This window comes from Pseudomonas savastanoi (assembly GCF_020917325.1).
GTDB lineage: Bacteria > Pseudomonadota > Gammaproteobacteria > Pseudomonadales > Pseudomonadaceae > Aquipseudomonas > Aquipseudomonas amygdali.
In genome coordinates this window covers 5095978-5119636 of sequence record NZ_CP076652.1, presented here as the reverse complement: position 1 = coordinate 5119636, position 23659 = coordinate 5095978, and the positions used below count along the sequence as shown (strand labels likewise).

Sequence of the window (23659 nt, the reverse complement as noted above, 5' to 3'; positions counted from 1 at the left end):
CTTACTCGTGGTCCTTGCTTGGTGTGTCTGAATGGGGGTGGTCGGCACTTTCATCTTCGGCGTAAGGATCGGGGTAGCCCAGCTCCTCAAGCAACGTTCGTTCCAGTGCTTCCATTTCTTCGGCTTCTTCATCATCGATGTGGTCGTAACCCAGCAGATGAAGGCAGCCATGAATGACCATGTGTGCCCAGTGCGCGTCAACGGACTTGCCTTGTTCAGCGGCTTCGCGGTTGACCACCGGGACGCAGATGACCAGGTCGCCCAGCAACGGGATGTCCAGCATGTCGTCCGGAACATCCGCCGGGAATGAAAGCACGTTTGTAGCGTAATTTTTATGTCGCCAGGTGTGATTGAGCTCGCGCCCTTCGTTTTCGTCGACGAGGCGGATGGTCAGCTCGGAATCGGCACTGCGCTGACGCAAGCCCATTTCACACCAGAGGCGGAATCGGGCTTCGTCGGGGGCGCTTGTTTCGCTTGCAATCTGCAGGTCCAGCTCAAGCATCGCGGTTCTTGTCCCGTGGGTAACTGTTGTTGCCCGACGAACCGTCGCTGAGCTGATCATCGAAGCGCTCGTAGGCCTCGACAATGCGCTGCACCAGCGGGTGGCGAACCACATCCTTGGGTTTGAAGTGCGTGAAGCTGATGCCCGGCACGTCCTTGAGCACATCGATGACATGCGTCAGCCCCGACCGGGTGCCCTTGGGCAGGTCGACCTGGGTGATGTCGCCGGTGATCACGGCGGTAGAGCCGAAGCCGATACGGGTCAGGAACATCTTCATCTGCTCGACAGTGGTGTTCTGACTCTCGTCGAGAATGATGAAGCTGTTATTAAGGGTGCGTCCGCGCATGTAAGCCAGCGGTGCCACTTCAATGACCTGCTTCTCGATCAGCTTGGCGACGTATTCGAAACCGAGCATCTCGTACAGCGCGTCATACAGCGGGCGCAGGTACGGGTCGATCTTCTGGGCCAGATCGCCGGGCAAGAAGCCCAGTTTCTCGCCCGCTTCGACCGCCGGGCGCACCAGCAGGATGCGACGAATCTGCTCGCGTTCCAGCGCATCGACTGCGCAGGCAACCGCCAGGTACGTCTTGCCAGTACCCGCAGGGCCGATGCCGAAGTTGATGTCGTTGCTGAGGACTTCCTTGACGTAACGCTGCTGGTTCAGGCCGCGCGGGCGAATCATGCCCTTTTTGGTGCGCAGCGAGACGCCGACTTCGGCGGCAGGGTGGTTGTCGAGGCCGTCCACGCCTGATTCCTGAAGGAACAGGTGGACCATGTCCGGCGTCAGCTCGGTACCTTTGGTTTCCCGGTACAGGCGGCGCAGAAGATTCTCGGCGGAGTGATTTTGTTTTGAGTCGCCAATGAGCTCGAATTGATTGCCGCGATTGCGGATCTCGATGTCCAGGCGTTGCTCGATCAGGCGCAAGTGCTCGTCGAGTTGCCCGCACAGGTTGGCGAAACGATGGGCCTCGAAAGGCTCGAGGGTGAAGCGATGAGGTTCTATGGGTGCGTTCAAGGTCGTTTAATGGCCGTCCGGCGGCAATTGAGATGTATTGAAGAATACCCCTGGCGCTGGTTGTGTGAAAGCTTTGCCGTGTTAAAGGCCGCGCCAGGGATTCACCGTGCTCAATGGTAGGGACCGCGCAGAACCGAATTCATTCGGCGATTCGTTTCTGCGGCGACATTCAAGGTTTACTGTAGCAGCGAGCCACGCAGAGAGTGAGGCTGCGCATCATCAATGTGTACGTCGGCAAACTGCCCGATCAGCTTCGGGTTGTTGCAGCGAAAATTCACAATCCGGTTGTTCTCGGTGCGGCCCTGCAGTTCGCCAGGGTCTTTCTTCGAATAGTCGGTTACCAGAATGCGCTGGATGCTGCCCACCATCTGCCGGCTGATCTCGAAACCCTGCTGGTTCAGGCGGTGTTGCAGCGCGGCCAGGCGCTCTTTCTTGAGGGCTTCTGGCGTGTCGTCTTTCAGATCTGCGGCAGGCGTACCCGGGCGCGGGCTGTAGACGAACGAGAACGAGAAGTCGAAACCTACGTCTTCAATCAGCTTCATGGTGTTGTCGAAATCTTTTTCGGTCTCGCCGGGGAAGCCAACGATGAAGTCGGAACTGATGCTGATGCCCGGCACGGCCGCCCTGAGCTTGCGCAAGCGGGACTTGTATTCCAGCGTGGTGTGGTTGCGCTTCATGGCCGCCAGAATGCGGTCGGAGCCCGACTGCACCGGCAAGTGCAGGTGTTTGACCAACTCCGGCACTTCCGCATGGGCCTGAATCAGGCTGTCGGAAAACTCCAGCGGGTGCGAGGTGGTGTAGCGAATACGGTCGATGCCATCGACGGCGGCAACCACGCGGATCAGGTCCGCCAGGTCTGCAACGCGACCGTCGTGGGTGGTGCCGCGATAGCCGTTGACGTTCTGCCCCAGCAGGGTGACTTCACGCACGCCGTTTTCGGCGAGGTGGATGACTTCGCTCAGCACATCGTCAAACGGCCGGCTGACTTCCTCGCCACGTGTGTAGGGCACCACGCAGAACGTGCAGTATTTGCTGCAGCCTTCCATCACCGATACATAAGCGCTCGGACCATCGACGCGCGGCTCGGGCAGATGGTCGAATTTTTCGATTTCCGGGAACGAGACATCGACCTGCGGCAAGCGGGTGATACGCGCTGCGTCGATCATTTCCGGCAGGCGGTGCAGGGTCTGGGGGCCGAACACCACGTCCACATAGGGCGCGCGATCACGAATGGCTGCGCCTTCCTGGCTGGCAACGCAGCCACCAACAGCAATCACCATTTCCGGATTGGCCAGCTTCAGTTCACGCCAGCGGCCAAGCTGGGAGTACACCCGGTCCTGGGCGCGCTCGCGAATCGAGCAGGTATTGAGCAGGATCACGTCGGCGTCTTCCGCGCGAGCGGTGACTTCCAGGGCCTGATGTTCGCCCAGCAGATCGACCATGCGCGAGCTGTCGTACTCGTTCATCTGGCAACCGTGGGTTTCGATATAAAGCTTCTTGGCCATGCGTGATCATCAACCGTATCAGTGAACCGAGCATTATAAGGATGAAGGGCTCGGGTTCCTAGCGTTGGCTGTCCGATGGACATGCTATAGTCCGTGCCCCTTTTTCATCTCCGATCGTTACCCGCCCGTTATGACCAAACGCGAAGCTCCAATCTACAAGGTGATTTTCCTCAACCAGGGACAGGTGTTCGAGATGTACGCCAAGCAGATCTATCAAAGTGATCTGTGGGGCTTTCTGGAAGTTGAAGAATTCGTTTTCGGCGAACGCACGACGGTTGTGGTGGACCCGAGCGAAGAGAAGCTCAAGGCCCAGTTCGAAGGCGTGGTGCGCAGTTTCGTGCCGATGCATTCGATTGTGCGTATCGACGAAGTCGAGCGCATGGGCACGCCGAAGATCAGCGAAGCGCGCGGCAGCAGCAACGTAATGCCGTTTCCCATGCCGATGCCGGAAAAATAAGTCTGAGTCGCAAGTGCCCTGAGCTATTGCTGGTCAGGGCAGCGGAGAGAAGGGGCTGCGCCCTTCGGCGGTCTGCAGTTCAAGCAGGTATTTGCGGAAGATCTGCCCCAGTACCTGGGTGGCAACTTCCAGTTCGTCGCGCTGCATCTTTGCCGACACCTCGTCGGCGGCATCCAGCGCCTCTTCAGAGCCATTGACTGCGGCCATCTTCAGCACGATATACGCCTGAATGTTATTGGCCTGCACCCCTTCGCCACGGCTGAACATCAAGCCCAGTTGATACTGCGCCTGGGCATGGCCCTGCAATGAGGCCTGCTCGAAGTAATTCAGCGCCTGCGGCAAATCGCGAGGTGCATTTTTGCCCTCGTAATAGAACTCACCCAACTCGTACTGCGCCTGCGCATCCCCACCCTTGGCGGCCTGCTGGCACGCTTCAAGCGCAGCGGGCAGGTTCTCTGGCTGGGTATTGAGGGTGCAACGACCCATCGCCGGGATTAACAACGAGTTGCCGCCAGCAGTCGCCAGCAGGGGATAGACAAGCAACAGGCAGCCCAATACAAGGGTGCGGCCGGTGCGGTTCATGGGAGTCGACTTACCTCTGAAAAAGGTGCGGGCATGCCCGGCCAGCTAAACGTGCTGGCTGCGCATTATGAAATAAGCAGAGCCAACCTTACAAAGTCTTTACGGATTTTCTGCTGCACGGCGTTGAAAACGCCCTTCTTTAGGGGGGCATTACCTGAAACAACACTTCCAGTGACCTGTGTTTGCAGCATCCGCCCTGCATTGTAGAAGCAAAATACGTACTTAGCGTTCCGTTTCATTCACAGGCATCACTCGCGCCGGTTCAATGACACCCGGCGCGGGTGAGTCTGACGAGCTTATTTCAGCGCAGCAAACGCTTTTTCAGCGGCATCGAGTGTCAGTTTCAACTCGGCATCACCATGGGCGATGGAGGTGAAACCGGCTTCGAACGCGCTCGGCGCGAGGTACACGCCACCTTCCAGCATCAAGTGGAAGAAACGTTTGAAGCGCTCGGCATCGCTGGTCATCACGTCTTCAAACGTTACGATTTCAGGGGCTTCACTGAAGTACAGGCCGAACATGCCACCCGCCTGGGTCGTCACGAACGCAATGCCTGCTGCATCGGCGCGCTGTTGCAGGCCTTCGAGCAGGCGACGGGTGTAGTCGCTCAATTCATCGTGAAAGCCCGGGCGGCTGATCAGGCGCAGGGTGGTCAGGCCGGCAGCCATCGCCAACGGGTTACCCGACAGGGTGCCCGCCTGATAGACCGGGCCAAGCGGTGCAATGTGCGACATGATTTCGCGTTTGCCGCCAAAGCAGCCGACCGGCATACCACCGCCGATGATTTTGCCAAAAGTGCTCAGGTCGGGCGTCACGCCGTAGTAAGCCTGTGCGCCACCGAGGGCTACGCGGAAACCGGTCATCACTTCATCGAAAATCAGCAACACGCCGTGCTCGTCGCACAGGTCGCGCAGACCTTGCAGGTAGCCAGGCGCAGGCGGCACGCAATTCATGTTGCCAGCAACGGGCTCGACGATGATGCACGCCACTTCCTGACCCACTTCAGCCAACAGGTCACGCACGGCGTCGAGGTTGTTGAAGGGTACGGTCAGGGTGTGTTTCGCGAACGCCGCCGGTACGCCAGGCGAGCTGGGTACGCCCAGGGTAAGGGCACCGGAGCCAGCCTTGACCAGCAGGCTGTCGGAGTGACCGTGGTAGCAGCCTTCGAACTTGATGATGCTGTCGCGGCCGGTGAAACCACGGGCCAGACGGATCGCACTCATGGTCGCTTCAGTGCCGGAGCTGACCATGCGCACCATTTCCATGGACGGTACCAGTTCGCAGACCAGATCGGCCATTTCGGTTTCCATGGCCGTCGGTGCACCGTAAGACAGGCCGTGTTCCAGCTGGCTGCGCACGGCATCGAGCACTTCCGGGTGGCTATGGCCAAGAATCATCGGCCCCCAGGAGCCCACGTAATCAACATAGCGTTTGTCGTCTTCGTCAGTCACGTAAGCGCCCGCAGCATGCTTGAAGAACAGCGGCGTACCACCCACGCTCTTGAAAGCACGAACCGGCGAATTGACGCCACCGGGGATGTGTTTTTGGGCGTTGGCGAACAGTGTTTCGGAACGGGACATGATCGGGTCTCTGCTTTGAAACGGGGAATTCGTGTCTACGCTGGGGTCAGCCGAGGCGGGCAGCTTCAGGGTGGGCTGCTTTATTGGGTGGCATGAGCCAGAGAAGGCGCAGGAACGCGCACTATATCAAATGAAGGAGGATCCACGTACTCGTGGGAGCGAGCTTGCTCGCGAAGGGGGCAGTGCAGACCCCGAAAACAGAGCATTTTGAACCATCGCCTTCGCGAGCAATGCGGATCCCCGGTCACTCCCACAGCAATTCTGCTCTACAACAACGCCATGAAGGCTTTTGCCCGGCGCGTCACTTCCTGGGTGTTTTCAGCGCCGAACAGGCCGTGTACCACGGCGAGCAGGTCTGCTCCATGTTCGACCAGTTGCGGGGCGTTTTCGAGGGTGATGCCGCCGATCACGGCAATCGGCAAGTGAACCCTGGCACGCACCTGAGCAATCAGGTCCAGCGGTACTGCGGGTGCGCCGGGCTTGGTCAGGGAGTTGAAGAACCTGCCAAATGCTACGTACGTAGCGCCATCAGCCTTTGCCTGCTCGGCCAGTTCCAGACTGCCGTGACAGGTGGCACCGACAATCGCCTTGTGCCCCAGCAGGGCACGCGCATCCGGCAACGAGCCGTCGGTCTGGCCCAAATGCACACCCACGCCCAGACGCGCCGCCAGTTCGGCGTCATCGTTGATGATCAGTCGCGTCTTGTAGCGCTCGCAGAGTTTGAGCAGCTCAGTCGCTTCGCGCAGACGGCGGGACTCGTCACTGGTCTTGTCGCGGTATTGCAGCAGCGTCACGCCGCCATCCAGCGCAGCTTCGACGTACGAGAGAAATTTGCCGGACAGCAACTGGCTGTCGGTAATGGCATACAGGCCACGTAGTTTCATGAATCGAGCCTCATGGCGATGTGTTACGAGCAAAAATCCAGCGGCAACCGACGAGGCACAAATTGCCCGCGGCCCAGCTGCTCGGCGTCCCTGAGCGTTCGCCAGGTGTAGTCCAGCGCCGATCTTACCGCGCTGACCAGTTCTTCTCCCTGGGCAATACGCCCGGCCAGTGCGCTGGCCAGTGTGCAGCCTGAACCGTGGTAGCTGCCGGGTAGACGTTCGCAAATGAAAGTGTGGGTCTGGCCGCCACGCACATAAAGACGATTATGGATTTGCTGCTCGTCACCATGACCGCCAGTGATTAGCAGGTATTCACAAAACAGCAGTAGCTTGTCGGCGCACTCGTCCGCAGTACCCTCAGGCAGCTCGGCAAGAATGCGTGCTTCCGGAAGATTGGGGGTCGCGATGGTCGACAATGGCAGCAGCCGTTCGCGCATGGCGTAGCCGACTTCGTCCTTGCCCAGCCGTCCGCCGCCGCCAGCACGCAGCACCGGGTCGCAGACCATTGGCAAATGCGGGTGAGCGAGAAGCAGGTCGACGACCGTGTCGACCATCTCCAGCGAACCGAGCATGCCCAGCTTGACGGCGGCTACGTTCGAATCGTTGAGGACGGCATTGGCCTGGGCCATGACCCATTCGCGATCGAGCACGCGAAAATCACTGACATCTACAGTGTCTTGCACGGTGAGCGCAGTAATCGCCGGAGCGGCGTGACAGCCTTGGGCGAGCAGGGCTTCTATATCGGCCTGCATACCGGCACCGCCACTAGGGTCGTGGCCGGAGAGGCAAAGGACAACGGGGCGGGAGCTATAGATATTCATGGTGCGCGAGCTTATCACTAAACCTTTCGCGGGCCGCTCGGGGTACCGGGTTTTTCTTGCTGGTAATGGTCCGTCGGCGACTGCCGCAGATTCGACAAGCCTGCAAAAAATACTCATGTTTGGCCTGAAATAGCCGATATAGAGCTATTGCCTTGATTTTTATCGCGATACTGTCTTTACGCTATTAGCGGCTATGCTTGTGTGGTCAGACCCATTACCGACGGTTTGCATCGTTTTTTATACCAATGTCTGCCGGGTTATCCCAACATTCAATGGTCTGTTTGAATCATTAGCCTGTTTCAAGGACAGAAAATTGCGGGGCGTCGTAATCAATGGATGGATTGAACGCGACGACCTACCTTGGGGCTTCAATGCGCTATCTGTTGATCATTCTGGCTCTTTGGCTGCCGTTGCAGAGTCATGCAGTCGAGTTTGATGAAAACACTCGTTTTCTGCCGTTGGGTCGTGCCATTCAGGTATTCGAAGACCCGACCGGCGAGGCGACCATTGAAAGCGTCATCGCCGCCGCTCACGCCGGTGCCTTTCAGTCCGTGCCTGCCGGGACCTTCAACGCCGGGTATTCGCATTCCGCCTTCTGGCTGAAAGTCGAGCTGACCTATCGCCCGATAGACGCCAGCATCCATAACGACTGGTTGCTGGAACTGGCCTATCCGCCAATGGACCACGTTGATTTCTATGTCCCGGATGCCGACGGGAATCCCGGGCGGGTCTGGCAGACCGGCGACATGTTGCCGTTCTCCAGCCGCCAGTTCGCCCAGAACAACTACCTTTTCCAGCTGGACCTGCCAGCGGGTCAGACGCGAACCCTGTACATGCGCATACGCAGTGAAGGGTCGGTTCAGGCTCCGCTCAATCTCTGGTCTACTCACGCCTACCTCGAGGCGCAGCCCACCAAGGTTTACGTCTTCGGACTGATCTACGGCGTGCTGCTGGGCATGCTGGTCTATAACCTGTTCATCTACCTCAGCGTCCGTGAGGTGGATTACCTGTACTACCTGCTGTATGTCGCCTCGTTCGGGCTTTACCAGATGTCGATCAACGGCGTCGCAATTGAATACCTGTGGCCTGACAGCCCCTGGTGGGCAAATGCGTCGACGCCCTTTCTGATGGCGCTGGCCACGCTGTTCGCGTGCCAGTTTTCCCGCAGTTTTCTGGGTACGGCACAGTTGGCGCGCTGGCTGGACCGCTTGCTGCTGATAGTCATCGGCGCTGCTGTGCTGGTGATGGGCATGGCCTTGTTCCTGGGTTACGGGCCAGCCCTGCGCGGGGCCACTCAACTGGTCATGACAGGGGCCGTGACGATCTACCTGGCGGGCATTGTCGCCATCATGAAAGGCGAGCGGGTAGGGCGCTATTTTGTGCTGGCCTGGTCGGTCTTCATGGTCAGCGGGTTGATCTTCGGGCTGATGCTGCTGGGCTATTTGCCCAACACTTTCCTGACCATGTACGCCTCGCACATCGGCACGGTGCTGGAAATGGCATTCCTTTCCATGGCGCTTGCCGACCGTATCAACCATGCCCGGTGCCAGCAGGCGCGAACGCTGCTGGCGGCAGGTCAGGATCTGGAGCGTCTCAATCAGCAATTGGCCAACAGTAACCGGCTGAAAGATGAGTTCCTTGCCACGCTTACCCATGAGCTGCGCACGCCGATGAACGGCGTGATCGGGTCGCTGGAAGTGATGCAGACACTCGATATGGATGACGAGCTGGAGATGTATCAGCAAACGGCTGCCAGTTCCGCGCGCGACATGATGAGTATGATCAACGGCATTCTGACCCTCACCGAACTTCAAGCCGGTGTGCTGTATGCCGACTGCAATGCCTTTTCGCCCGAAGACCTCGCCGACAGGCTACGCAATCGCTTCCTGGGCGCCGCTCAGTCCAAGGGGCTGATTTTGACGCTCGATCTGGACGATAAGCTGCCGCCGTGCCTGCGTGGCGACATCGGCAAGCTCTACCAGTGCATCGAGTGCCTGATGGACAACGCGATCAAATTCACCCGTAAGGGCGCGGTGCAAGTGCGCTTCAGCGGGCACCCGCAGGATCTGGAGCGCATGTACCTGCGGGTTGAAGTGATGGACAGCGGCATCGGTTTCAGCCGACTGGACGAAGCCCAACTGTATCAACACTTCTTTCAGGTCGACGGCTCCATGACCCGCGAATACGGCGGGCTGGGCATTGGTCTGGCGATTTGCCGGAAGCTGGTCGAGCTGCAGGGTGGCGAGCTGAGTCATCGTTCCGAGCCAGGCAAGGGCAGTTGCTTTACCTTGAACGTCCCGATGCTGATGGTTGTACCGGGCGCAGTGCGCAGAGCCCCAGAACTCAAAGCCCAGTGGGGTATATAAAGCGTCGTTTGATGTGCGCATCAGGTAAAAGCGCCGAGATTTCGGCGGCTACGGCACTTTTGCAAGTGTCGGGCGCGTGATTCACTGTCTGCATGTTGCGTGTGCACACAGGCAGGAGATGACTCATGAACCTGAATCAATTCGCCGAAACCCACGAAGTCACCAATCAACCGCCACCGCTGGACGGGGCGAACCTCTACCGTATCGACGTGCCGCTTCAGGAGTGGAGCAGCCGCTTCGGTGCGGGCTGGGCGCAACCGCGTATCGACGCTTACGGTGCGCTGGCAGGCGGCCCGCTGATGGAGGCGGGCTTTCTGGCCAATAAGAACAAGCCTGCATTCGCCAGCCATGACCGTTACGGGCACCGCATCGATCTGGTCGAATTTCACCCGGCGTACCACCAGTTGATGAGCGCTGCCATCGAGCACGGCATCCCGTCGCTGCCGTGGACCGATCCGCAGCCCGGCGCTCACGTGGCGCGTGCGGCCATGAGTTATCTGCATACCCAGGCAGAGCCTGGCAGCGGCTGCCCGCTGACCATGACTTTCGCCAGTGTTCCCGCACTCAGGCTGCAGCCGGATCTGGCTGAAATATGGCTGCCCAAGGTGCTGTCGACTGAGTACGACCCACGTAACGTGGGCATTGCGCACAAGCGTGGCGCAACCATCGGCATGGCCATGACCGAAAAACAGGGCGGCACCGACGTGCGCGCCAACACCACGCGCGCGTTCCCGGTAGGCGCAGGTGGCCCTGGCCAGGCTTATGAGCTGGTCGGACACAAGTGGTTCTGCTCGGCACCGATGTGCGACGCGTTTCTGACCCTGGCGCAGACCGACAAGGGCCTCAGCTGTTTTCTGCTGCCGCGCCACCGGCCGGACGACACCCGCAACGAGTTCTATATCCAGCGCCTGAAAAACAAGCTCGGCAACTGGTCCAACGCATCAAGCGAAGTCGAGTTTCGCGGCGCGCTGGCGTGGATGATCGGTGAGGAAGGGCGCGGTGTGCCGACCATTATCGAAATGGTCGCCATGACCCGTTTCGACTGCATGATTGGCTCCAGCGCCTTGATGCGTCAGGCGCTGACGCAGGCCACGCATCATTGCGCGCATCGTGCGGTCAGTGGCCGGTTGCTCGCCGAGCAGCCGTTGATGCAGAACGTGCTGGCTGATCTGGCACTGGAAAGCGAGGCCGCGCTGGCCCTGACCCTGCGGATGGGGCGCGCGCTTGATCACCTGGATGATGACCACGAAAAGCGTTTTGTGCGTCTGGTCACGGCAGTGGGCAAATACTGGATCTGCAAGCGCGCCCCGGCCATGATCAACGAAGCCGCCGAGTGCCTGGGCGGCGCCGGTTATGTCGAGGACAGCATTCTGCCCCGCTTGTACCGCGAAGCGCCGGTCAACTCGACATGGGAAGGCTCCGGCAACGTGCAATGCCTGGACGTGCTGCGAACCCTGTCCAAGGAGCCCGGCGCACTCGATGCGCTGTTCGACGAACTGGGCGACGGACATGGCGACCGGCAACTGGCGGCACATATCGGCAAGCTCAAGGCGGCGTTTCAGGACACCGGCGACATTCAGTACCGCGCCCGCCAACTGACCGAAGACATCGCCATCGCTTTGCAGGGCAAGTTGTTGCTGGAAGCGGGTAACGCAGCGGTCAGTGACGGCTTCATTGCCGGTCGACTGGTGTCTGGCGGGCGGGTGTATGGCGCTTTGCCCAAGGGTGTTGACGTAGAAACATTACTGCTCAGGTCCTCGCCACAGGTGGCATGAGCACGCGAACCCGTTACGATGCACGTCTGCAAGATCAGACAGGACATGAATCGTGACCCAAGCCTTTGTTGTTGTCGACACCGCCGAGCAGGCCGTAGAGCGGCTAGCCGAGCTGCATGAACGCGCGACCAGTGCGCTGAGTCAGGCGCTCAAGCGCTACCTGAAAGACCGCGTTGAGCCCACTGCCGAGGAGCGTGCGCAATTCAGCTACCCGGAACTGCGCCTGGTCTACAAATGCCAGGGTGAAGTGCCGGTAACCACTCGTGCCTACGCCAAGGTGCAGCTGCCGGGCACTTACAGCGTTACCGTCACGCAGCCCAAGGCCTTCAAAAAGTACCTGCTCGAACAACTTGTCCCGCTGATGAAAGATTTCACCGTGACGGTCGAAGTCGGCATGAGCGAGCAGAGCATTCCTTATCCTTACGTGGTCGAGCAGGGCGACGAGCTGGCCGGCACCGGTGTTACCGCAGCGGCGCTGGCGCGGGTATTCCCGAGTACCGACCTGTCGGCTGCGACCGATGGCATTGCCGACGGCCTTTATGACTGGGCCAACGTCGATCCGCTGCCACTGGCGCTGTTCGATGCCGCGCGGGTGGATTTCTCGCTACGCCGTCTGGTGCATTACACCGGTAGCGACTGGCGTCATGTGCAGCCGTGGATTCTGCTGACCAACTACCACCGCTATGTTGACCAGTTCATCCTGCACGGGCTGGAAAAACTCCGCGAAGACCCGCGTTTCGTGCGCATGGTCCTGCCGGGTAACGTGGTAGTCGACAAGAGCATGGGCCAGGAAGAAGCCCAGGCCATCGTCGCCAGCGTGGTCTGGCACCGCTACCAGATGCCGGCCTACCACCTGATCGCCGAAGACGGTCATGGCGTGACCCTGGTCAACATCGGCGTCGGCCCGTCCAACGCCAAGAACATCACCGATCACCTGGCAGTACTGCGTCCGCATTGCTGGCTGATGATCGGTCACTGCGGTGGCCTGCGTCAGTCGCAGACTATCGGCGACTACGTACTGGCGCACGCCTACATGCGTCGCGACGGTATTCTCGACCGTGTACTGCCGCCGCATATCCCTATTCCGGCGCTTGCCGAAGTGCAACTGGCCTTGCAGGAGTCGGCGGCGCAGATTACCGGCGAGCGCGGCGAAGAGCTCAAGAAGCGCCTGCGCACCGGCACTGTGTTGACCTATGACGACCGTAACTGGGAACTGCGCTGGGCTCAGGAACGTCCGTTGATCAACCTGTCGCGCGCAGTCGCGGTCGACATGGAAAGTGGCACCATCGCCGCTCAGGGTTATCGCCTGCGGGTGCCTTACGGCACGTTGCTGTGCGTATCCGACAAGCCGTTGCACAGCGAAATCAAGCTGCCGGGTTCGGCGAATGCGTTCTACGAACGTGCGGTCAGCCAGCACCTGAAAATCGGTATCGCCGCGCTGGACCTGCTGCGTACCGAGGTCAACTCGCTGCACTCACGCAAACTGCGCAGCTTCGACGAGCCGCCGTTCCGTTAATAGCATTCCGTTAATAGATTGGTATTTGCACAAAGGGCCACTAAAGTGGCCCTTTCTGTTTTTTGATTGCCTATCCCCATGTCCCGCACCCAACGCCCCGTTTCCCGCCGTCCTGCCTCCAACCCGGCAGGCGCTGCCCGGCGTGTCGCCAAAGCGCCACCGGCCGAGCCGAAGCTGTTCCTCTTCAATAAGCCATTCGATGTGCTGACTCAATTCAGTGACGAAGGAGGGCGCGCCACGCTCAAGGACTTCATCAAGATCCCCGGCATTTACCCGGCAGGACGCCTGGATCGCGACAGTGAAGGCTTATTGCTGCTGACCAACGACGGCCAGTTGCAGGCGCGCATCGCCGACCCGAAACACAAACTGGCCAAGACCTACTGGGTGCAGGTCGAGGGTGAGCCGACCGATGAGCAGTTGCAGCAGTTGCGCGACGGTGTCCTGCTCAACGACGGCCCGACCTTGCCCGCCGAAGCGCGGCAGCTCGATGAACCGCAACTGTGGCCGCGCAACCCGCCCGTGCGCTTTCGCAAGAGTGTGCCGACAAGCTGGCTGGAGCTGGTGATCAAGGAAGGGCGCAATCGGCAAGTGCGACGCATGACGGCTGCCGTTGGCTTACCGACCCTGCGGCTGGTGCGGGTCAGGATTGGCGACTGGACGCTGGAGGGCCTGGATCAGGGCCAGTACAGGGAAGTCGCCGCAAAACTGTGATACCGGTGCTGGCTCAGTTGCGCAGGTGAGTCAGCGGCATTTCGGTGCTGGCCAGCACTTGATTGAGGACAAAACTCGACTTGACGCTGGTCACGCCTTCGATGCGGGTCAGATGGCCCAACAGCAGCTTCTGATAGTGATCCATGTCCGGCACCACCACCTTCAGTTGATAGTCCGCGTCCATGCCGGTCACCAGGCTGCATTCCAGTACCTGAGGCAGGTTGCGGATCTGCTGCTCGAAGTTCTCGAAGCGCTCGGGTGTGTGCCGGTCCATGCCGATCAGCACGTAGGCGGTCAGGTTCAGGCCCAGTTTCTTGCGGTCCAGCAGGGCAACCTGGCGCACGATGTAACCGTCGTCTTCCAGTTGCTTGACCCGGCGCGAGCAGGGCGACGGCGACAGACCAATGCGTTCGGCCAATTCCTGGTTGGATATCCGTGCGTCCCGTTGCAATTCAGCCAAAATGCTCAGGTCGTATCTGTCGAGCTTGCTCACGATGCACCCCATTATCAATTCAATTGCGCTGGATTATTCATCTGAAGTCAAAAATTGCGCAAGTAATGTTTTAATCCGCAATATTAGCAATCTTCTGCCTCAGCCTCAGGCCTATTCTTTTAAACAGAATCACTGCCCGGACACAGCGTCCAGCGCGACCCGCCGAATCAGGCCAGTCGCGGCCTCCCACCCAACAGGGTGTGTCAGGCCCCCGGGCTACATACTGTCCAGAAGACGGCATGAGGTGAGCCAGCGTCAAAAGCGCTGCGCCAGGACGAAGTATCTCAAGGGGGCCATTTGGTCCCCTTTTCTTTGTCTGCTGATAAAGTGCGCAGAACGGCGCTACGCTTAAATAGTCTTAATGACGTCAACCCGCGCTCTAGTGAGGAAAGCATGAAATCTGGCATCTGGCAGTTTGCGGGTGTAAGTCTGTTGTGTCTGAGCATCAGTGCTCACGCGCTGGCCGACGAACGTGATGAACCGCCGCGCAATCCGCTTTACGGCAGCCCCGGTGAAAACGCGCAGCAGCGTCAGCAGCAGCAACAGCGTGCTCAAGAGCAGAACAATCAGCAGCGGCAGATCCAACAGCAGCAAAACCAGCAGCGCCAGGTCGAGCGTCAGCAGCAACAACTGATCAACCAGCAGCAGACCAATCAGCAACGCCAGATTCAGGAACAGCAGAACCAGCAACGTCAGGTCGAGCGTCAGCAACAGCAGCAGATCCAGCAACAGCAGCTTCAGCAGCGCAATGTCGAGCGCCAGCAGCAACAGCAGATCGAGCAGCAACAGCGCGATCAGCAGCGCCAGATTCAGCAGCAGCAAAACCAGCAGCGTCAGCAGTTGCGCCAGGCTCAGGACAACCTGCCGATTCAGAGCGGCCCGAAAGAGGCGTGGCAAACCCAGCCGCCGCGTCAGGGCTATTACCAGGACATTCCACGCGGCAACAATCGCAACTGGCAGGCCGGTAACGGTCGCCCGAATGATCACTGGGAAGGACGCCCGGACGGGCGTGGCAACGGCTGGGGACCCGGCCCGCAATACCGGCCTGGCTATGCGATAGATCGCGTACCGGGTGGCTACTCGCGTATTCCCTATCGTGGTCAGGACTATTACTACTCGGGTGGCTACTGGTATCGCCCGCAAGGCCCGCGTTATGTCGTGGTGACACCGCCTTACGGTGTGCGTGTCAGCAGACTACCGTCCTACTCTCAGGAAGTATGGATAGGCAGCAGCCTGCTGTTTCTGGCAGCCGGTACTTATTATGCCTACCAGCCTGACAGTCAGGACTACGTGGTGGTCAACCCGCCGCAGAACGAGGCGGTGTATCAGGCCCCTGCTGGACAGCAGGTCAATGGCTACGATCCGGTTGCCTACCCTGCCAATGGCCAGAGCCCGCAACAGGTCGAGCTTGATCACTATCAGTGCTACTTGCAGGCTGCGCAGCAGAGCGGCTTCGACCCGGCCAATGTCAGCGGCCAGCCGCCGCCGGATCTGGTGGATGCCTATCGTCGCTCGATGGGCGACTGTCTGGCGGGGCGGGGCTACAACGTCAGCGGCAATTGACGCTGATCAGACATTGGCCTGCTTGACGACTTCCTGAGGGTCGGCGTGCACCAGCACTTCGGCCTTCGGGAATTGCTCGTGAATAGCGTCGGCGACCTTGTCGCAGAGCGCATGGGCGACCGACAGGGTCAGTGTGCCCGGCAACTCCAGATGTAGCTGCACAAACCAGTGATTGCCGGATATCCGTGTACGCAGATCATGCGCCCCAAGCACGCCCGGCACGTCGCACGCCAGCGCCAGCATGCGCGTGCTGACATCGGCGGGCAATTCTTCATCCATCAACACCGACACTGTCTCGCGGGCGATCTGCAAAGCGCTCCACAAGATGTACAGCGCGATGCCCAGACCAAAATACGCGTCCAGCTGTTGCCAGCCGAAATACGCAAGGGTCAGCGCCACCAGAATACTGGCGTTCAGCAGCAAGTCGGAACGGTAGTGCAGCGAGTCGGCACGGATGGCCGCCGAGCCTGTCGCCTTGATCACCCGGTATTGCAAGGTGAGCAGTGCCAGCGTCAGGGCGATGGAAATAACCATCACCACCATACCCAACAGCGGCGCGCCCAGCGGTTCCGGGTTCTGGATGCGTTCGACCGCCTGAACCGCGATCAGCACGCCACTGACGGTGATGAACAGCGCCTGCGCCATACCCGACAGCGCTTCTGCCTTGCCATGACCATAGCGATGATCCTCATCGGCTGGACGCAATGCGTAATGCACCGCCAGCAAATTGAGGAACGAGGCCGCGCCATCAAGTAACGAATCGGTAAGACCGGCCAACAGGCTTACTGAACCACTCAGCCACCAGGCAACGCCCTTGGCCAGGATCAGCGTCACGGCAACCGCCAGCGAGGCCCGCGTCGCCAGACGCAGCAGTCGGGAATGTTCGGCAGTGGTGCTCATGACGCTTCCTTGAACCGTATCGATATCAGGCTGCCGGGACCAGGCCCAAAGCTGCCAGTTGTTCCACGCTGCCTTTGTGCTGAATCAGGCGTGGGTCGTTCAGTGGCAGGGAACGGCCCAGCTCGGTTTCAATGATGGCTTGCAGCTTGGTGTTGTCGACGCTGCCGTCAGCCTTGATCGCCTTTTGCAGCTTCTGCGGATCGATCTGCGCATGCTCGCCGGGCGCGTAATAGATAGCGCCCGTCGCGAAGTCCACCGCAAACGCAATCACCCCGGGAACGATATAGAACAGCAGCGCGAAAGCATCCAGCGCCGCAATGGCCGGGTCAACCTTGCCATCAATCTGACCGCGACGGTCAGGATAGAAAATACTGCCGCAGGCAGAAATCTGAGTCAGCAACGTGGCGACCAGAACGCCACCGATCAAGCGAGAAGGAATGCGCATGGAAAGCTCCTGAGATGAAGAGGGCAACTATACAAGGCAATGGCTGCAAGGCTAAGACTATTGAGTGATGGCGTGGTTCTGCGGCCGTTAAGTTAAACCAAATGGGATGCGGAGCCATCGCAGTGGTGGGAGTGAGCTTGCTCACGAAGGGGCCTGAGCAGGCGCTGAAGATTTGTCGAATATGAGATTGACCAGAGAAACAGCTCCCGCGCCGATGCCCCTTACCGACCACGATTAACATCTGGTTTACTGTGCCGCACGATAACTACAAAAACTCAGGAGTCATGTATGCAACCGATTCGTCTCGGTCTGGTGGGCTACGGCAAGATTGCGCAGGATCAACACGTCCCGGCGATCCACGCCAACCCCGCGTTTGAGCTGGTGGCCGTGGCCACGCAAGGCCAGCCGTGCGCCGGGGTAGAGAATTTCAAATCCCTGGGCGAACTCCTTGCGAGCGGGCTGCAGGTTGACGCGATTGCGTTCTGTACGCCCCCGCAAGGTCGCTTTGCCCTGGTGCAGGAAGCGTTGGCGGCCGGCAAACATGTGTTGGTCGAGAAACCGCCGTGCGCGACCCTGGGTGAGGCGATGGCGTTGGTGGAGCACGTGTCGGAGCAGGGCGTCAGTGGTCTGTTCGCCTGGCATTCGCGTTATGCGCAGGGTATCGAAGCGGCGCGTGAGTGGTTGTCCACCCGCACTCTGCACAGCGTTCAGATCGACTGGAAGGAAGATGTGCGCAAATGGCACCCCGGTCAGGCGTGGATCTGGCAGCCCGGTGGCCTGGGTGTGTTCGATCCGGGCATCAACGCCCTGTCGATAGTGACCCATTTGCTGCCACTGCCATTGTTCGTCGAATCTGCCGAACTGCGCGTGCCGAGCAACTGCCAGTCGCCAATTGCCGCGTCTATCAAGATGTCCGACACGCACCATCTCGATATTCGTGCCGAGTTCGACTTCGATCACGGTCATGACGAACTCTGGAGCATCGAGATTCGTTGCGCCGAAGGCACCTTGCGCCTGGATAACGGCGGCGCATTGTTGAGTATCGATGGCGTGCGCCAGACGGTTTCGGAGGAGGGCGAGTACGCGGCGGTGTATCGACACTTCCAACAGCTGATCGGCAACAAGGCCAGTGACCTGGACCTGCAACCGTTGCGGCTGGTCGCGGACAGTTTTTTCGTGGGCAGTCGGGCATCCGTTGAACCGTTCTACGACTAAGAGCCTCTCAGGTACAGGTGGGGGCAAGCGCTTTGTCGGCCCCCGCACACGTCAGCCTGACAAGAGAGCAGAAATTGGACACAAAACAGCCTTGGCCTTGCAGTGAGCAGGAGTTGTCAGAAGTGCGACGGTTTAATAAAACCCTCGCGCGAATGCCGCGTTTCCAGATTCGCAATCGTGTTACACCCCGGCTGATTCAGGCGTTATTGCGTGCAGCTCAGATCGGCAGCGCCCTGAAACCGGGAGGCCACGACCTGCGCATAGAGAAAAGAACGGTCAGTTCGGATAACGTACCGGTGCCCGTGCGCATCATCCGCCCCAAAGGTAAACCCAAGGGCGTGGTGTTCGACATCCACGGCGGCGGATGGGTGATCGGTAACGCCCAGATGAACGATGATCTCAACGTCGGCATGGTCAACGCCTGCGACGTAGCCATTGTTTCGGTTGATTACCGACTTGCTGTAACAACCCCCATCGAGGGCCTGATGGAGGATTGTTTTTCTGCCGCCTGCTGGCTGTTGGGCAAAGACTGCGAGGAGTTTGCCGGCCTGCCGGTTATCGTGGTCGGAGAATCCGCTGGCGGGCATCTTGCCGCAGCCACGCTTCTGAAATTGAAAAGCCGACCTGATCTGCTCGAGCGGATAGTGGGGACGGTGCTGTACTACGGCGTCTACGACCTGACAGGCACCAAGAGCGTGCGTACCGCAGGGCCGGAGACGCTGGTGCTGGACGGTCCGGGCATGGTCGGCGCCATGCGCGCGCTCACCCCCGACCGAAGCGACGATAAACGCCGCGAGCCGCCACTGTCACCGCTGTATGGCGATTTGACCGGCCTTCCGCCCGCACTGATGTTCGTTGGAGAGATCGACCCGCTGCTGGATGACACACTGCAAATGGCCGAGCGCTGGGCCGACTCGGCAGAGGTCGAAATGCACCTCATGCCCGAGTCGCCGCACGGCTTCATCCACTTCCCGACCACCTTGGCGCGCAGGGCTCTGGCGCGGAGCCGCGAGTGGATCAATGAGCGGATCGACGCGCTGGGTTGAGCCCGCTGCTCAACCCAACTCTGCGACCCACTTCGACACGGGGTCGCCACTGCTCAAGCCCGGCTGCACAAGACCGTCGATCATGAAGGTCGGCGAGACGTGTATGCCGTTCTGGCGGGCGTATTTAGCGTGCCATTTCACGGCGTGCTCAAGCTCGGGATTGGCGAATGCGTCAGCCAGCGCAAGGCCGCTGTAACGCTCGATACGCGCGATGATGTCATTGGGCGTCGCATCCATGTTCGGGCCGCTTGCGTGGTGTTCAAACTCGAACTCTTCACGGTGCGAGGCAACCGCTGTCATGACGGCCTTGGCGCTTTCCTTGCCGCCTTCCAGCGTCGCAGCCGCGAGTATGCAGCGCACGATAACGCCCGAAAACATGTGCCAAGGCTGGGATTGCAGGCGGATTCGGACAGTGATCTTGTCTTCTCCGGCCTGAGTCAGCAGCTCATCAAGCTTGAAGAACGCCTTCACTGAAAAAGGGCAGGTTGGCTCAAGGAAGACTTCGAACAGACGAGGTCCGTGGCCCCAGGAAAGTACGTCTGAATACATGGTCGTGTTGCTCCCGTCGATGGTTGTACAGAAAACGCGCCGGGCTGATTGCCTTGCGCCGAGCATGGTCACCAGAAGCGTTCTCCCGAACACCTCTCGTTCCTCACGCAGAGCATTGGCGCGAGATAAACAAGGCGCGCCCGGCTGATTTGCCTTGCGCCGGGCATGGTCACGAGAAGTAATCTCCCGCACACCTCTCGTTCCTCACGCTCCGCGTGGGAATGCAGTTCGTGACGCTCCGCGTCACACATTGCAACTTTGACACCACCAGATGGAGGCGCCATAAAAGCCTGAACTGCGGATCATGCGGGTTTGAGAGCAGGTTCGGGCATGAGTTCGATTTTCAGGCCAGCAATGCGCTAATCCAGCGAATCTGCTGCGCAACCTCCTGCCATTTTTCTTCGCTCACGGCTTTCTGTGCTCTTTCGAAGTTGTTCAGCGTTTTCTTTTTCTTGCCCAATAAACGCTGCCACTTGAGCAGAAACGCCGGGCTGCGCGCCTGCATCTGCAGTGGGCCGAAATACAGCTCCTCGGCGGTGTAGGTCACGGGCCCGGTGCGCTCGGCGACGATGATTTCGTAGTCGAAGCGGTTTTCCCGCAGCACCTCTTCGCTGATGATGCGGTAGTCATGCTCCATCAGCCAAAGACGCAACGGCTGCTCGCCGCCGTTGGGTTGCAGGATCAAGCGTTCCCGACCGCTCAGGCGCGCCTTGCCACGTTCAAGGATGTCGCGGATCGTCTCGCCACCCATCCCGCACATGCTGACCGCCGTTATCTCGTCTTGCGCCTCAATCGCCGCCAGACCATCGGCCAGACGCACGCTAACCTGTTGCTCCAGTTCATTCTCGCGCACGCTACGTTCGGCTGCGTGGAACGGCGTCAACGCCACCTCGCCAGCCACCGCCGCCGAGATGGCGCCACGGTTCAGCAGCGCGACCGGCAGATAACCGTGATCCGAGCCGATATCAGCCAGCCGTGCACCGGCGGGTACGTGCGCCGCCACGCGCTCAAGGCGCATGGACAATCTCTGTTCGTTCAACGGCAACCCCTTTCAGCACAAGCGTCCGGCAGCACGGCCGGGTCCGGGCGCGATTCTGTAGAGCAACGCGGCGCATTTCAACTTTCCGCGACAAAGCCCACGGCTCGACCCCCACCTGTCGCTCGCGTAGGCTTGGCGTTTTCCATCCTTTGCAAAGCAGAGATCCCATGGCAAACGCAGACATCACCTTTACCCCCGATCCAGATCCGGAGTCCATCTCGTCGGACGTCGCCCACTTCAACGGCGTGCTGGTCAGCACCCAGATCCCTACTCATCCCGACGGTAGCCTGGAACTGGGCGGCATCACCGAGCAGAGCGAATGCACCCTGCGTGCCCTGAAAGACGCCCTCGAACGCGCCGGCAGCTCGATGGACCGGGTCATGCACCTGACCATCTACCTGACCGACATGGCAGATCGCGCGGCTTTCAATGAAGTGTACAAACGCTTCTTCAAAAAGCCGTGGCCAGTGCGCGCAGCAGTGGGCGTGGCATCGCTGGCGGTCGAGGGTATGCGCGTGGAAGTAACGGCGATGGCGGCCAAGGCGGGCTGAATGCAGTCGCTCGTTCCACACTCTGCGTGGGGACGCATTTTGTAACGCTCTTCGTCATAACATGCTTGTCATGAATAATGAGGCGAAGCACGTCTGTCAGCCTCCAGCAGCACTAAACATAAGGAGATGTATGTGAGACCGGGTCGTAGACTGTTGATGATCTCGGGAGGGCTGGCAGTGCTGGGTTTTGTTGGCCATGCCGTATATGAAGCTCTGCCCGGTGATATGGGTAATGAACATATCAATGTCGTATGCGAGGAGGTTGTTAGCGGGCGCTTCAATGGAGACGGGACCATTGATGATTCAAAAAAGAAGACACGAAAGTGTTCTTCGGATCTTCGTACTCTTTCTGCCCATTACGTGGTGCTTGACGACGACGTCTATTGGATGAACCAAGTACGTTATAAGGAGAAACCCTGCATTACTGGCGCCGGCGATGCCTCAGGAGCGATTAGTAATTTTTCGTTTTCATGCCTATTATCAAAACAAGGTCAGATCAACTCGATAGAGACGCGCGAGCTTAACCTGGTGGCACATTACTCGCCTTCCTTCAAGCCGCTGGAGGGCAGCCTTCAGGGGGGTGTTGACTGGCAGACTGATCAGCTTGCCTATTACGCCAAAGACGATATTTCTGTTTACTATGGGGGACGAAAGATAAAGGGCGCAGATCCACATCTTTTTTCGGTGGTTTTTCCCTTGGGTGACGACAAAAAGTGGCGCAGTCTTAGTGCCTCTATGAGCGGCACCGAGATGTTCGTCGGCGGTTTGAGTATTGGCGACATTGATTTATACGATTTTCGTCCGTTGATTCCTGTTGATTGTCCTGAACACGGTATTTCTGAATGTGCGGGGCATAGAGAGTTAGAGGATTTTTTAAAGTATGATAATTGGGGTCAAGGCCTGCTGGGGGTGGTAGGCAATGATCTCGTCTTTCTGCATACCTCTGGCGCTGAGCGATTTGCTGATATGGCGTCTTCCGACACATTTATGTTCGCGACCAGCAAGAAAATCTATGTTTACACCAAAGCGAAATTTTATGAGCTCGGCGGTGAGTATTCATTTAATAAAAAATTGGTGCCTATGGACGTGAATGACTTTACAAATAATCGTGGGTGATTCGATTTTTGCGATGGCGGCCAAGGCGGGCTAACCATAAGGAGGTGGAATGCTACAGATACTGGGCAAAGCCTCATCAATCAATGTCCGCAAAGTGCTCTGGACCTGTGCAGAGTTGGAAATCCCGTTCGAACGGCAGGACTGGGGCTCTGGTTTCAGGGAAACCAACACGCCTGAATTCATGGCTCTCAACCCCAATGCGATGGTTCCAGTCATTGAGGATGATGGCTTCGTTCTGTGGGAGTCGAACACGATCATCAGGTACCTGGCGAACCGCAACAACGCCGTGCATCTTTACCCGGTGGACGCAATAGCCAGAGCCAGAGTGGATCAATGGATCGACTGGCAGGCCACAGACCTCAACAAATCCTGGGGTTATGCCTTAATGTCGCTGGTCAGGCACAGCGTCGCCCATCAAGACCCTGACGCGCTGGCTGCCGGATGCCGTCAATGGACCCGACACATGGCGATCCTGGATCGACAACTTGATGCCACCGGGGCGTACGTCAGCGGCAGCGAGTTTTCGCTGGCAGACATCCCGATGGGCCTTTCAGTAAATCGCTGGTTTGAAACCCCGTTAAGTCATCCGGACTTCCCGGCAGTGAAGGCCTATTACGAACGACTGAGCGAACGTCCCGGCTACCGCTTGCACGGCCGAAACGGAACGCCGTGATCCCTGCGCTTGAGAGCTCAGCGTTATGCATAAGTTTGCTTTTGATTCTGGCCGAAGGTCGTGGGAGATTCCCGCGGCCGCGATAATGGTTGTAGAACTCTTTCCATGCACTCTTCAGCTAGCCGACCTGGCTGTGTTGTGCAGCAATCGACGAATTTCCGAGCACCCTGTGGCTTGGTCAGCGATCTCCGGCCGTTTTTTGGCCTGAGTTAGTCACCCTCGGATCCATGCCCAAAAAGGCGACCTTGCTCGCGAAGGCGTACTCACATTGAGCATAAAACTTCGGCGTTCATAAGGGCCTCTTCGCGAGCAAGCTCACTCCCACAAACCCGGTACACATGACCCCTGTGGGAGC

24 protein-coding genes are annotated in these 23659 nt (G+C 59.0%); 11 read left to right on the top strand and 13 right to left on the bottom strand.

The genetic code is table 11. From position 1 onward, the window contains the following. Position 1: 1 nt before the first annotated feature. The 3 genes from ybeY to miaB form a co-directional block, all read right to left on the bottom strand. The gene (ybeY, locus tag KP808_RS21720) at positions 2–502 is read right to left on the bottom strand and encodes an rRNA maturation RNase YbeY (protein ID WP_002555317.1); all 501 of its coding nucleotides are present in this window, start codon (positions 500–502) and stop codon (positions 2–4) included. Beyond that, entirely contained in the window at positions 495–1517 is a 1023-nt protein-coding gene (locus KP808_RS21715) for a PhoH family protein (protein WP_004666280.1), read from the bottom strand. Before KP808_RS21715 ends, ybeY begins: the two co-directional genes overlap by 8 nt. A gap of 176 nt (positions 1518–1693) precedes the next feature. Further along, positions 1694–3022, bottom strand: a complete 1329-nt coding sequence (gene miaB, locus KP808_RS21710; RefSeq protein WP_005732197.1) for a tRNA (N6-isopentenyl adenosine(37)-C2)-methylthiotransferase MiaB — start codon at positions 3020–3022, stop codon at positions 1694–1696. A gap of 130 nt (positions 3023–3152) precedes the next feature. On the opposite strand from miaB, the gene KP808_RS21705 reads away from it, so the two are divergent. After that, a complete protein-coding gene (locus KP808_RS21705) occupies positions 3153–3479 on the top strand; it encodes a DUF1820 family protein (protein ID WP_003368785.1) in 327 nt (108 codons plus the stop codon). Between the two features lie 33 nt (positions 3480–3512). Here KP808_RS21705 and KP808_RS21700 read toward each other — a convergent pair whose 3' ends face one another. The 4 genes from KP808_RS21700 to KP808_RS21685 all read right to left on the bottom strand — a co-directional run bounded on the left by KP808_RS21700 (position 3513) and on the right by KP808_RS21685 (position 7346). Continuing rightward, the gene (locus KP808_RS21700; protein ID WP_058402597.1) at positions 3513–4061 is read right to left on the bottom strand and encodes a tetratricopeptide repeat protein; all 549 of its coding nucleotides are present in this window, start codon (positions 4059–4061) and stop codon (positions 3513–3515) included. 296 nt (positions 4062–4357) lie between these two features. Beyond that, positions 4358–5641, bottom strand: a complete 1284-nt coding sequence (hemL, locus tag KP808_RS21695; RefSeq protein WP_058402596.1) for a glutamate-1-semialdehyde 2,1-aminomutase — start codon at positions 5639–5641, stop codon at positions 4358–4360. A gap of 266 nt (positions 5642–5907) precedes the next feature. Beyond that, positions 5908–6525, bottom strand: coding sequence for a thiamine phosphate synthase (gene thiE, locus KP808_RS21690; protein WP_044318441.1), 618 nt, complete (start codon positions 6523–6525; stop codon positions 5908–5910). 23 nt (positions 6526–6548) lie between these two features. Further along, on the bottom strand, positions 6549–7346 hold the full coding sequence (locus tag KP808_RS21685; protein ID WP_010193235.1) for a hydroxymethylpyrimidine/phosphomethylpyrimidine kinase: 798 nt from the start codon (positions 7344–7346) through the stop codon (positions 6549–6551). Positions 7347–7717: 371 nt separating this feature from the next. Here KP808_RS21685 and KP808_RS21680 point away from each other — a divergent pair, with 371 nt between their 5' ends. The 4 genes from KP808_RS21680 to KP808_RS21665 all read left to right on the top strand — a co-directional run bounded on the left by KP808_RS21680 (position 7718) and on the right by KP808_RS21665 (position 13714). Further along, positions 7718–9712, top strand: a complete 1995-nt coding sequence (locus KP808_RS21680) for a sensor histidine kinase (RefSeq protein WP_058402595.1) — start codon at positions 7718–7720, stop codon at positions 9710–9712. A 125-nt stretch (positions 9713–9837) separates the two neighbouring features. After that, positions 9838–11487 (top strand): acyl-CoA dehydrogenase family protein, encoded by a 1650-nt coding sequence (locus tag KP808_RS21675; RefSeq protein ID WP_230016875.1) that lies wholly within the window; start codon positions 9838–9840, stop codon positions 11485–11487. A gap of 52 nt (positions 11488–11539) precedes the next feature. Beyond that, entirely contained in the window at positions 11540–13003 is a 1464-nt protein-coding gene (amn, locus tag KP808_RS21670; RefSeq protein ID WP_058408695.1) for an AMP nucleosidase, read from the top strand. 78 nt (positions 13004–13081) lie between these two features. Then, positions 13082–13714, top strand: a complete 633-nt coding sequence (locus tag KP808_RS21665) for a pseudouridine synthase (protein WP_230016872.1) — start codon at positions 13082–13084, stop codon at positions 13712–13714. Positions 13715–13727: 13 nt separating this feature from the next. On the opposite strand, the gene KP808_RS21660 is transcribed toward KP808_RS21665, so the two are convergent. Together KP808_RS21660 and KP808_RS26005 are read right to left on the bottom strand one after the other, a co-directional pair. After that, positions 13728–14207: an Lrp/AsnC family transcriptional regulator gene (locus tag KP808_RS21660; protein ID WP_002555305.1), complete on the bottom strand. Its 480-nt coding sequence runs from the start codon at positions 14205–14207 to the stop codon at positions 13728–13730. Positions 14208–14555: 348 nt separating this feature from the next. After that, on the bottom strand, positions 14556–15104 hold the full coding sequence (locus KP808_RS26005; protein WP_326839552.1) for a hypothetical protein: 549 nt from the start codon (positions 15102–15104) through the stop codon (positions 14556–14558). Between KP808_RS26005 and KP808_RS26000 the strand changes: the two genes are divergently transcribed. Continuing rightward, the gene (locus KP808_RS26000; RefSeq protein WP_219171842.1) at positions 15048–15770 is read left to right on the top strand and encodes a DUF6515 family protein; all 723 of its coding nucleotides are present in this window, start codon (positions 15048–15050) and stop codon (positions 15768–15770) included. The genes KP808_RS26005 and KP808_RS26000 overlap by 57 nt on opposite strands. 6 nt (positions 15771–15776) lie before the next feature. Here KP808_RS26000 and KP808_RS21650 read toward each other — a convergent pair whose 3' ends face one another. Both KP808_RS21650 and KP808_RS21645 read right to left on the bottom strand, forming a co-directional pair. Further along, positions 15777–16670 (bottom strand): cation diffusion facilitator family transporter, encoded by an 894-nt coding sequence (locus KP808_RS21650; protein ID WP_002555303.1) that lies wholly within the window; start codon positions 16668–16670, stop codon positions 15777–15779. A 25-nt stretch (positions 16671–16695) separates the two neighbouring features. Continuing rightward, a complete protein-coding gene (locus tag KP808_RS21645; protein WP_002555302.1) occupies positions 16696–17115 on the bottom strand; it encodes a hypothetical protein in 420 nt (139 codons plus the stop codon). 288 nt (positions 17116–17403) lie between these two features. On the opposite strand from KP808_RS21645, the gene KP808_RS21640 reads away from it, so the two are divergent. Further along, complete coding sequence (locus KP808_RS21640; RefSeq protein WP_058402591.1) at positions 17404–18330, top strand: Gfo/Idh/MocA family protein; 927 nt, start codon at positions 17404–17406, stop codon at positions 18328–18330. 74 nt (positions 18331–18404) lie between these two features. Beyond that, the gene (locus tag KP808_RS21635; RefSeq protein WP_230016869.1) at positions 18405–19376 is read left to right on the top strand and encodes an alpha/beta hydrolase; all 972 of its coding nucleotides are present in this window, start codon (positions 18405–18407) and stop codon (positions 19374–19376) included. A 9-nt stretch (positions 19377–19385) separates the two neighbouring features. On the opposite strand, the gene KP808_RS21630 is transcribed toward KP808_RS21635, so the two are convergent. Then, entirely contained in the window at positions 19386–19925 is a 540-nt protein-coding gene (locus KP808_RS21630) for a DsbA family protein (protein ID WP_230016866.1), read from the bottom strand. A 343-nt stretch (positions 19926–20268) separates the two neighbouring features. Then, positions 20269–20964 carry a tRNA (adenine(22)-N(1))-methyltransferase gene (locus KP808_RS21625; RefSeq protein ID WP_326839551.1) on the bottom strand — a complete coding sequence of 232 codons (696 nt, stop codon included), beginning with the start codon at positions 20962–20964 and terminating at the stop codon, positions 20269–20271. A gap of 167 nt (positions 20965–21131) precedes the next feature. On the opposite strand from KP808_RS21625, the gene KP808_RS21620 reads away from it, so the two are divergent. From KP808_RS21620 to KP808_RS21610, 3 genes are all read left to right on the top strand, one after another. After that, positions 21132–21515 (top strand): RidA family protein, encoded by a 384-nt coding sequence (locus KP808_RS21620; RefSeq protein WP_230016865.1) that lies wholly within the window; start codon positions 21132–21134, stop codon positions 21513–21515. 126 nt (positions 21516–21641) lie between these two features. Next, complete coding sequence (locus tag KP808_RS21615; protein ID WP_080396422.1) at positions 21642–22631, top strand: hypothetical protein; 990 nt, start codon at positions 21642–21644, stop codon at positions 22629–22631. Positions 22632–22680: 49 nt separating this feature from the next. Beyond that, positions 22681–23304, top strand: a complete 624-nt coding sequence (locus KP808_RS21610) for a glutathione S-transferase family protein (RefSeq protein ID WP_058402587.1) — start codon at positions 22681–22683, stop codon at positions 23302–23304. The last annotated feature ends 355 nt before the right edge of the window (positions 23305–23659 follow it).

Bases quoted from the DNA above. Each gene is read 5' to 3' on its own strand.
- KP808_RS21610 (WP_058402587.1), top strand. From the start codon at position 22,681: ATGCTACAGATACTGGGCAAAGCCTCATCAATCAATGTCCGCAAAGTG.
- KP808_RS21640 (WP_058402591.1), top strand. From the start codon at position 17,404: ATGCAACCGATTCGTCTCGGTCTGGTGGGCTACGGCAAGATTGCGCAG.
- KP808_RS21630 (WP_230016866.1), bottom strand. From the start codon at position 19,925: ATGTATTCAGACGTACTTTCCTGGGGCCACGGACCTCGTCTGTTCGAA.
- KP808_RS21700 (WP_058402597.1), bottom strand. From the start codon at position 4,061: ATGAACCGCACCGGCCGCACCCTTGTATTGGGCTGCCTGTTGCTTGTC.
- KP808_RS21680 (WP_058402595.1), top strand. From the start codon at position 7,718: ATGCGCTATCTGTTGATCATTCTGGCTCTTTGGCTGCCGTTGCAGAGT.
- KP808_RS21685 (WP_010193235.1), bottom strand. From the start codon at position 7,346: ATGAATATCTATAGCTCCCGCCCCGTTGTCCTTTGCCTCTCCGGCCAC.
- ybeY (WP_002555317.1), bottom strand. From the start codon at position 502: ATGCTTGAGCTGGACCTGCAGATTGCAAGCGAAACAAGCGCCCCCGAC.
- thiE (WP_044318441.1), bottom strand. From the start codon at position 6,525: ATGAAACTACGTGGCCTGTATGCCATTACCGACAGCCAGTTGCTGTCC.
- KP808_RS21705 (WP_003368785.1), top strand. From the start codon at position 3,153: ATGACCAAACGCGAAGCTCCAATCTACAAGGTGATTTTCCTCAACCAG.
- miaB (WP_005732197.1), bottom strand. From the start codon at position 3,022: ATGGCCAAGAAGCTTTATATCGAAACCCACGGTTGCCAGATGAACGAG.
- KP808_RS21615 (WP_080396422.1), top strand. From the start codon at position 21,642: ATGTATGTGAGACCGGGTCGTAGACTGTTGATGATCTCGGGAGGGCTG.
- hemL (WP_058402596.1), bottom strand. From the start codon at position 5,641: ATGTCCCGTTCCGAAACACTGTTCGCCAACGCCCAAAAACACATCCCC.
- KP808_RS21620 (WP_230016865.1), top strand. From the start codon at position 21,132: ATGGCAAACGCAGACATCACCTTTACCCCCGATCCAGATCCGGAGTCC.
- KP808_RS21650 (WP_002555303.1), bottom strand. From the start codon at position 16,670: ATGAGCACCACTGCCGAACATTCCCGACTGCTGCGTCTGGCGACGCGG.
- KP808_RS21675 (WP_230016875.1), top strand. From the start codon at position 9,838: ATGAACCTGAATCAATTCGCCGAAACCCACGAAGTCACCAATCAACCG.
- KP808_RS21665 (WP_230016872.1), top strand. From the start codon at position 13,082: ATGTCCCGCACCCAACGCCCCGTTTCCCGCCGTCCTGCCTCCAACCCG.
- KP808_RS21645 (WP_002555302.1), bottom strand. From the start codon at position 17,115: ATGCGCATTCCTTCTCGCTTGATCGGTGGCGTTCTGGTCGCCACGTTG.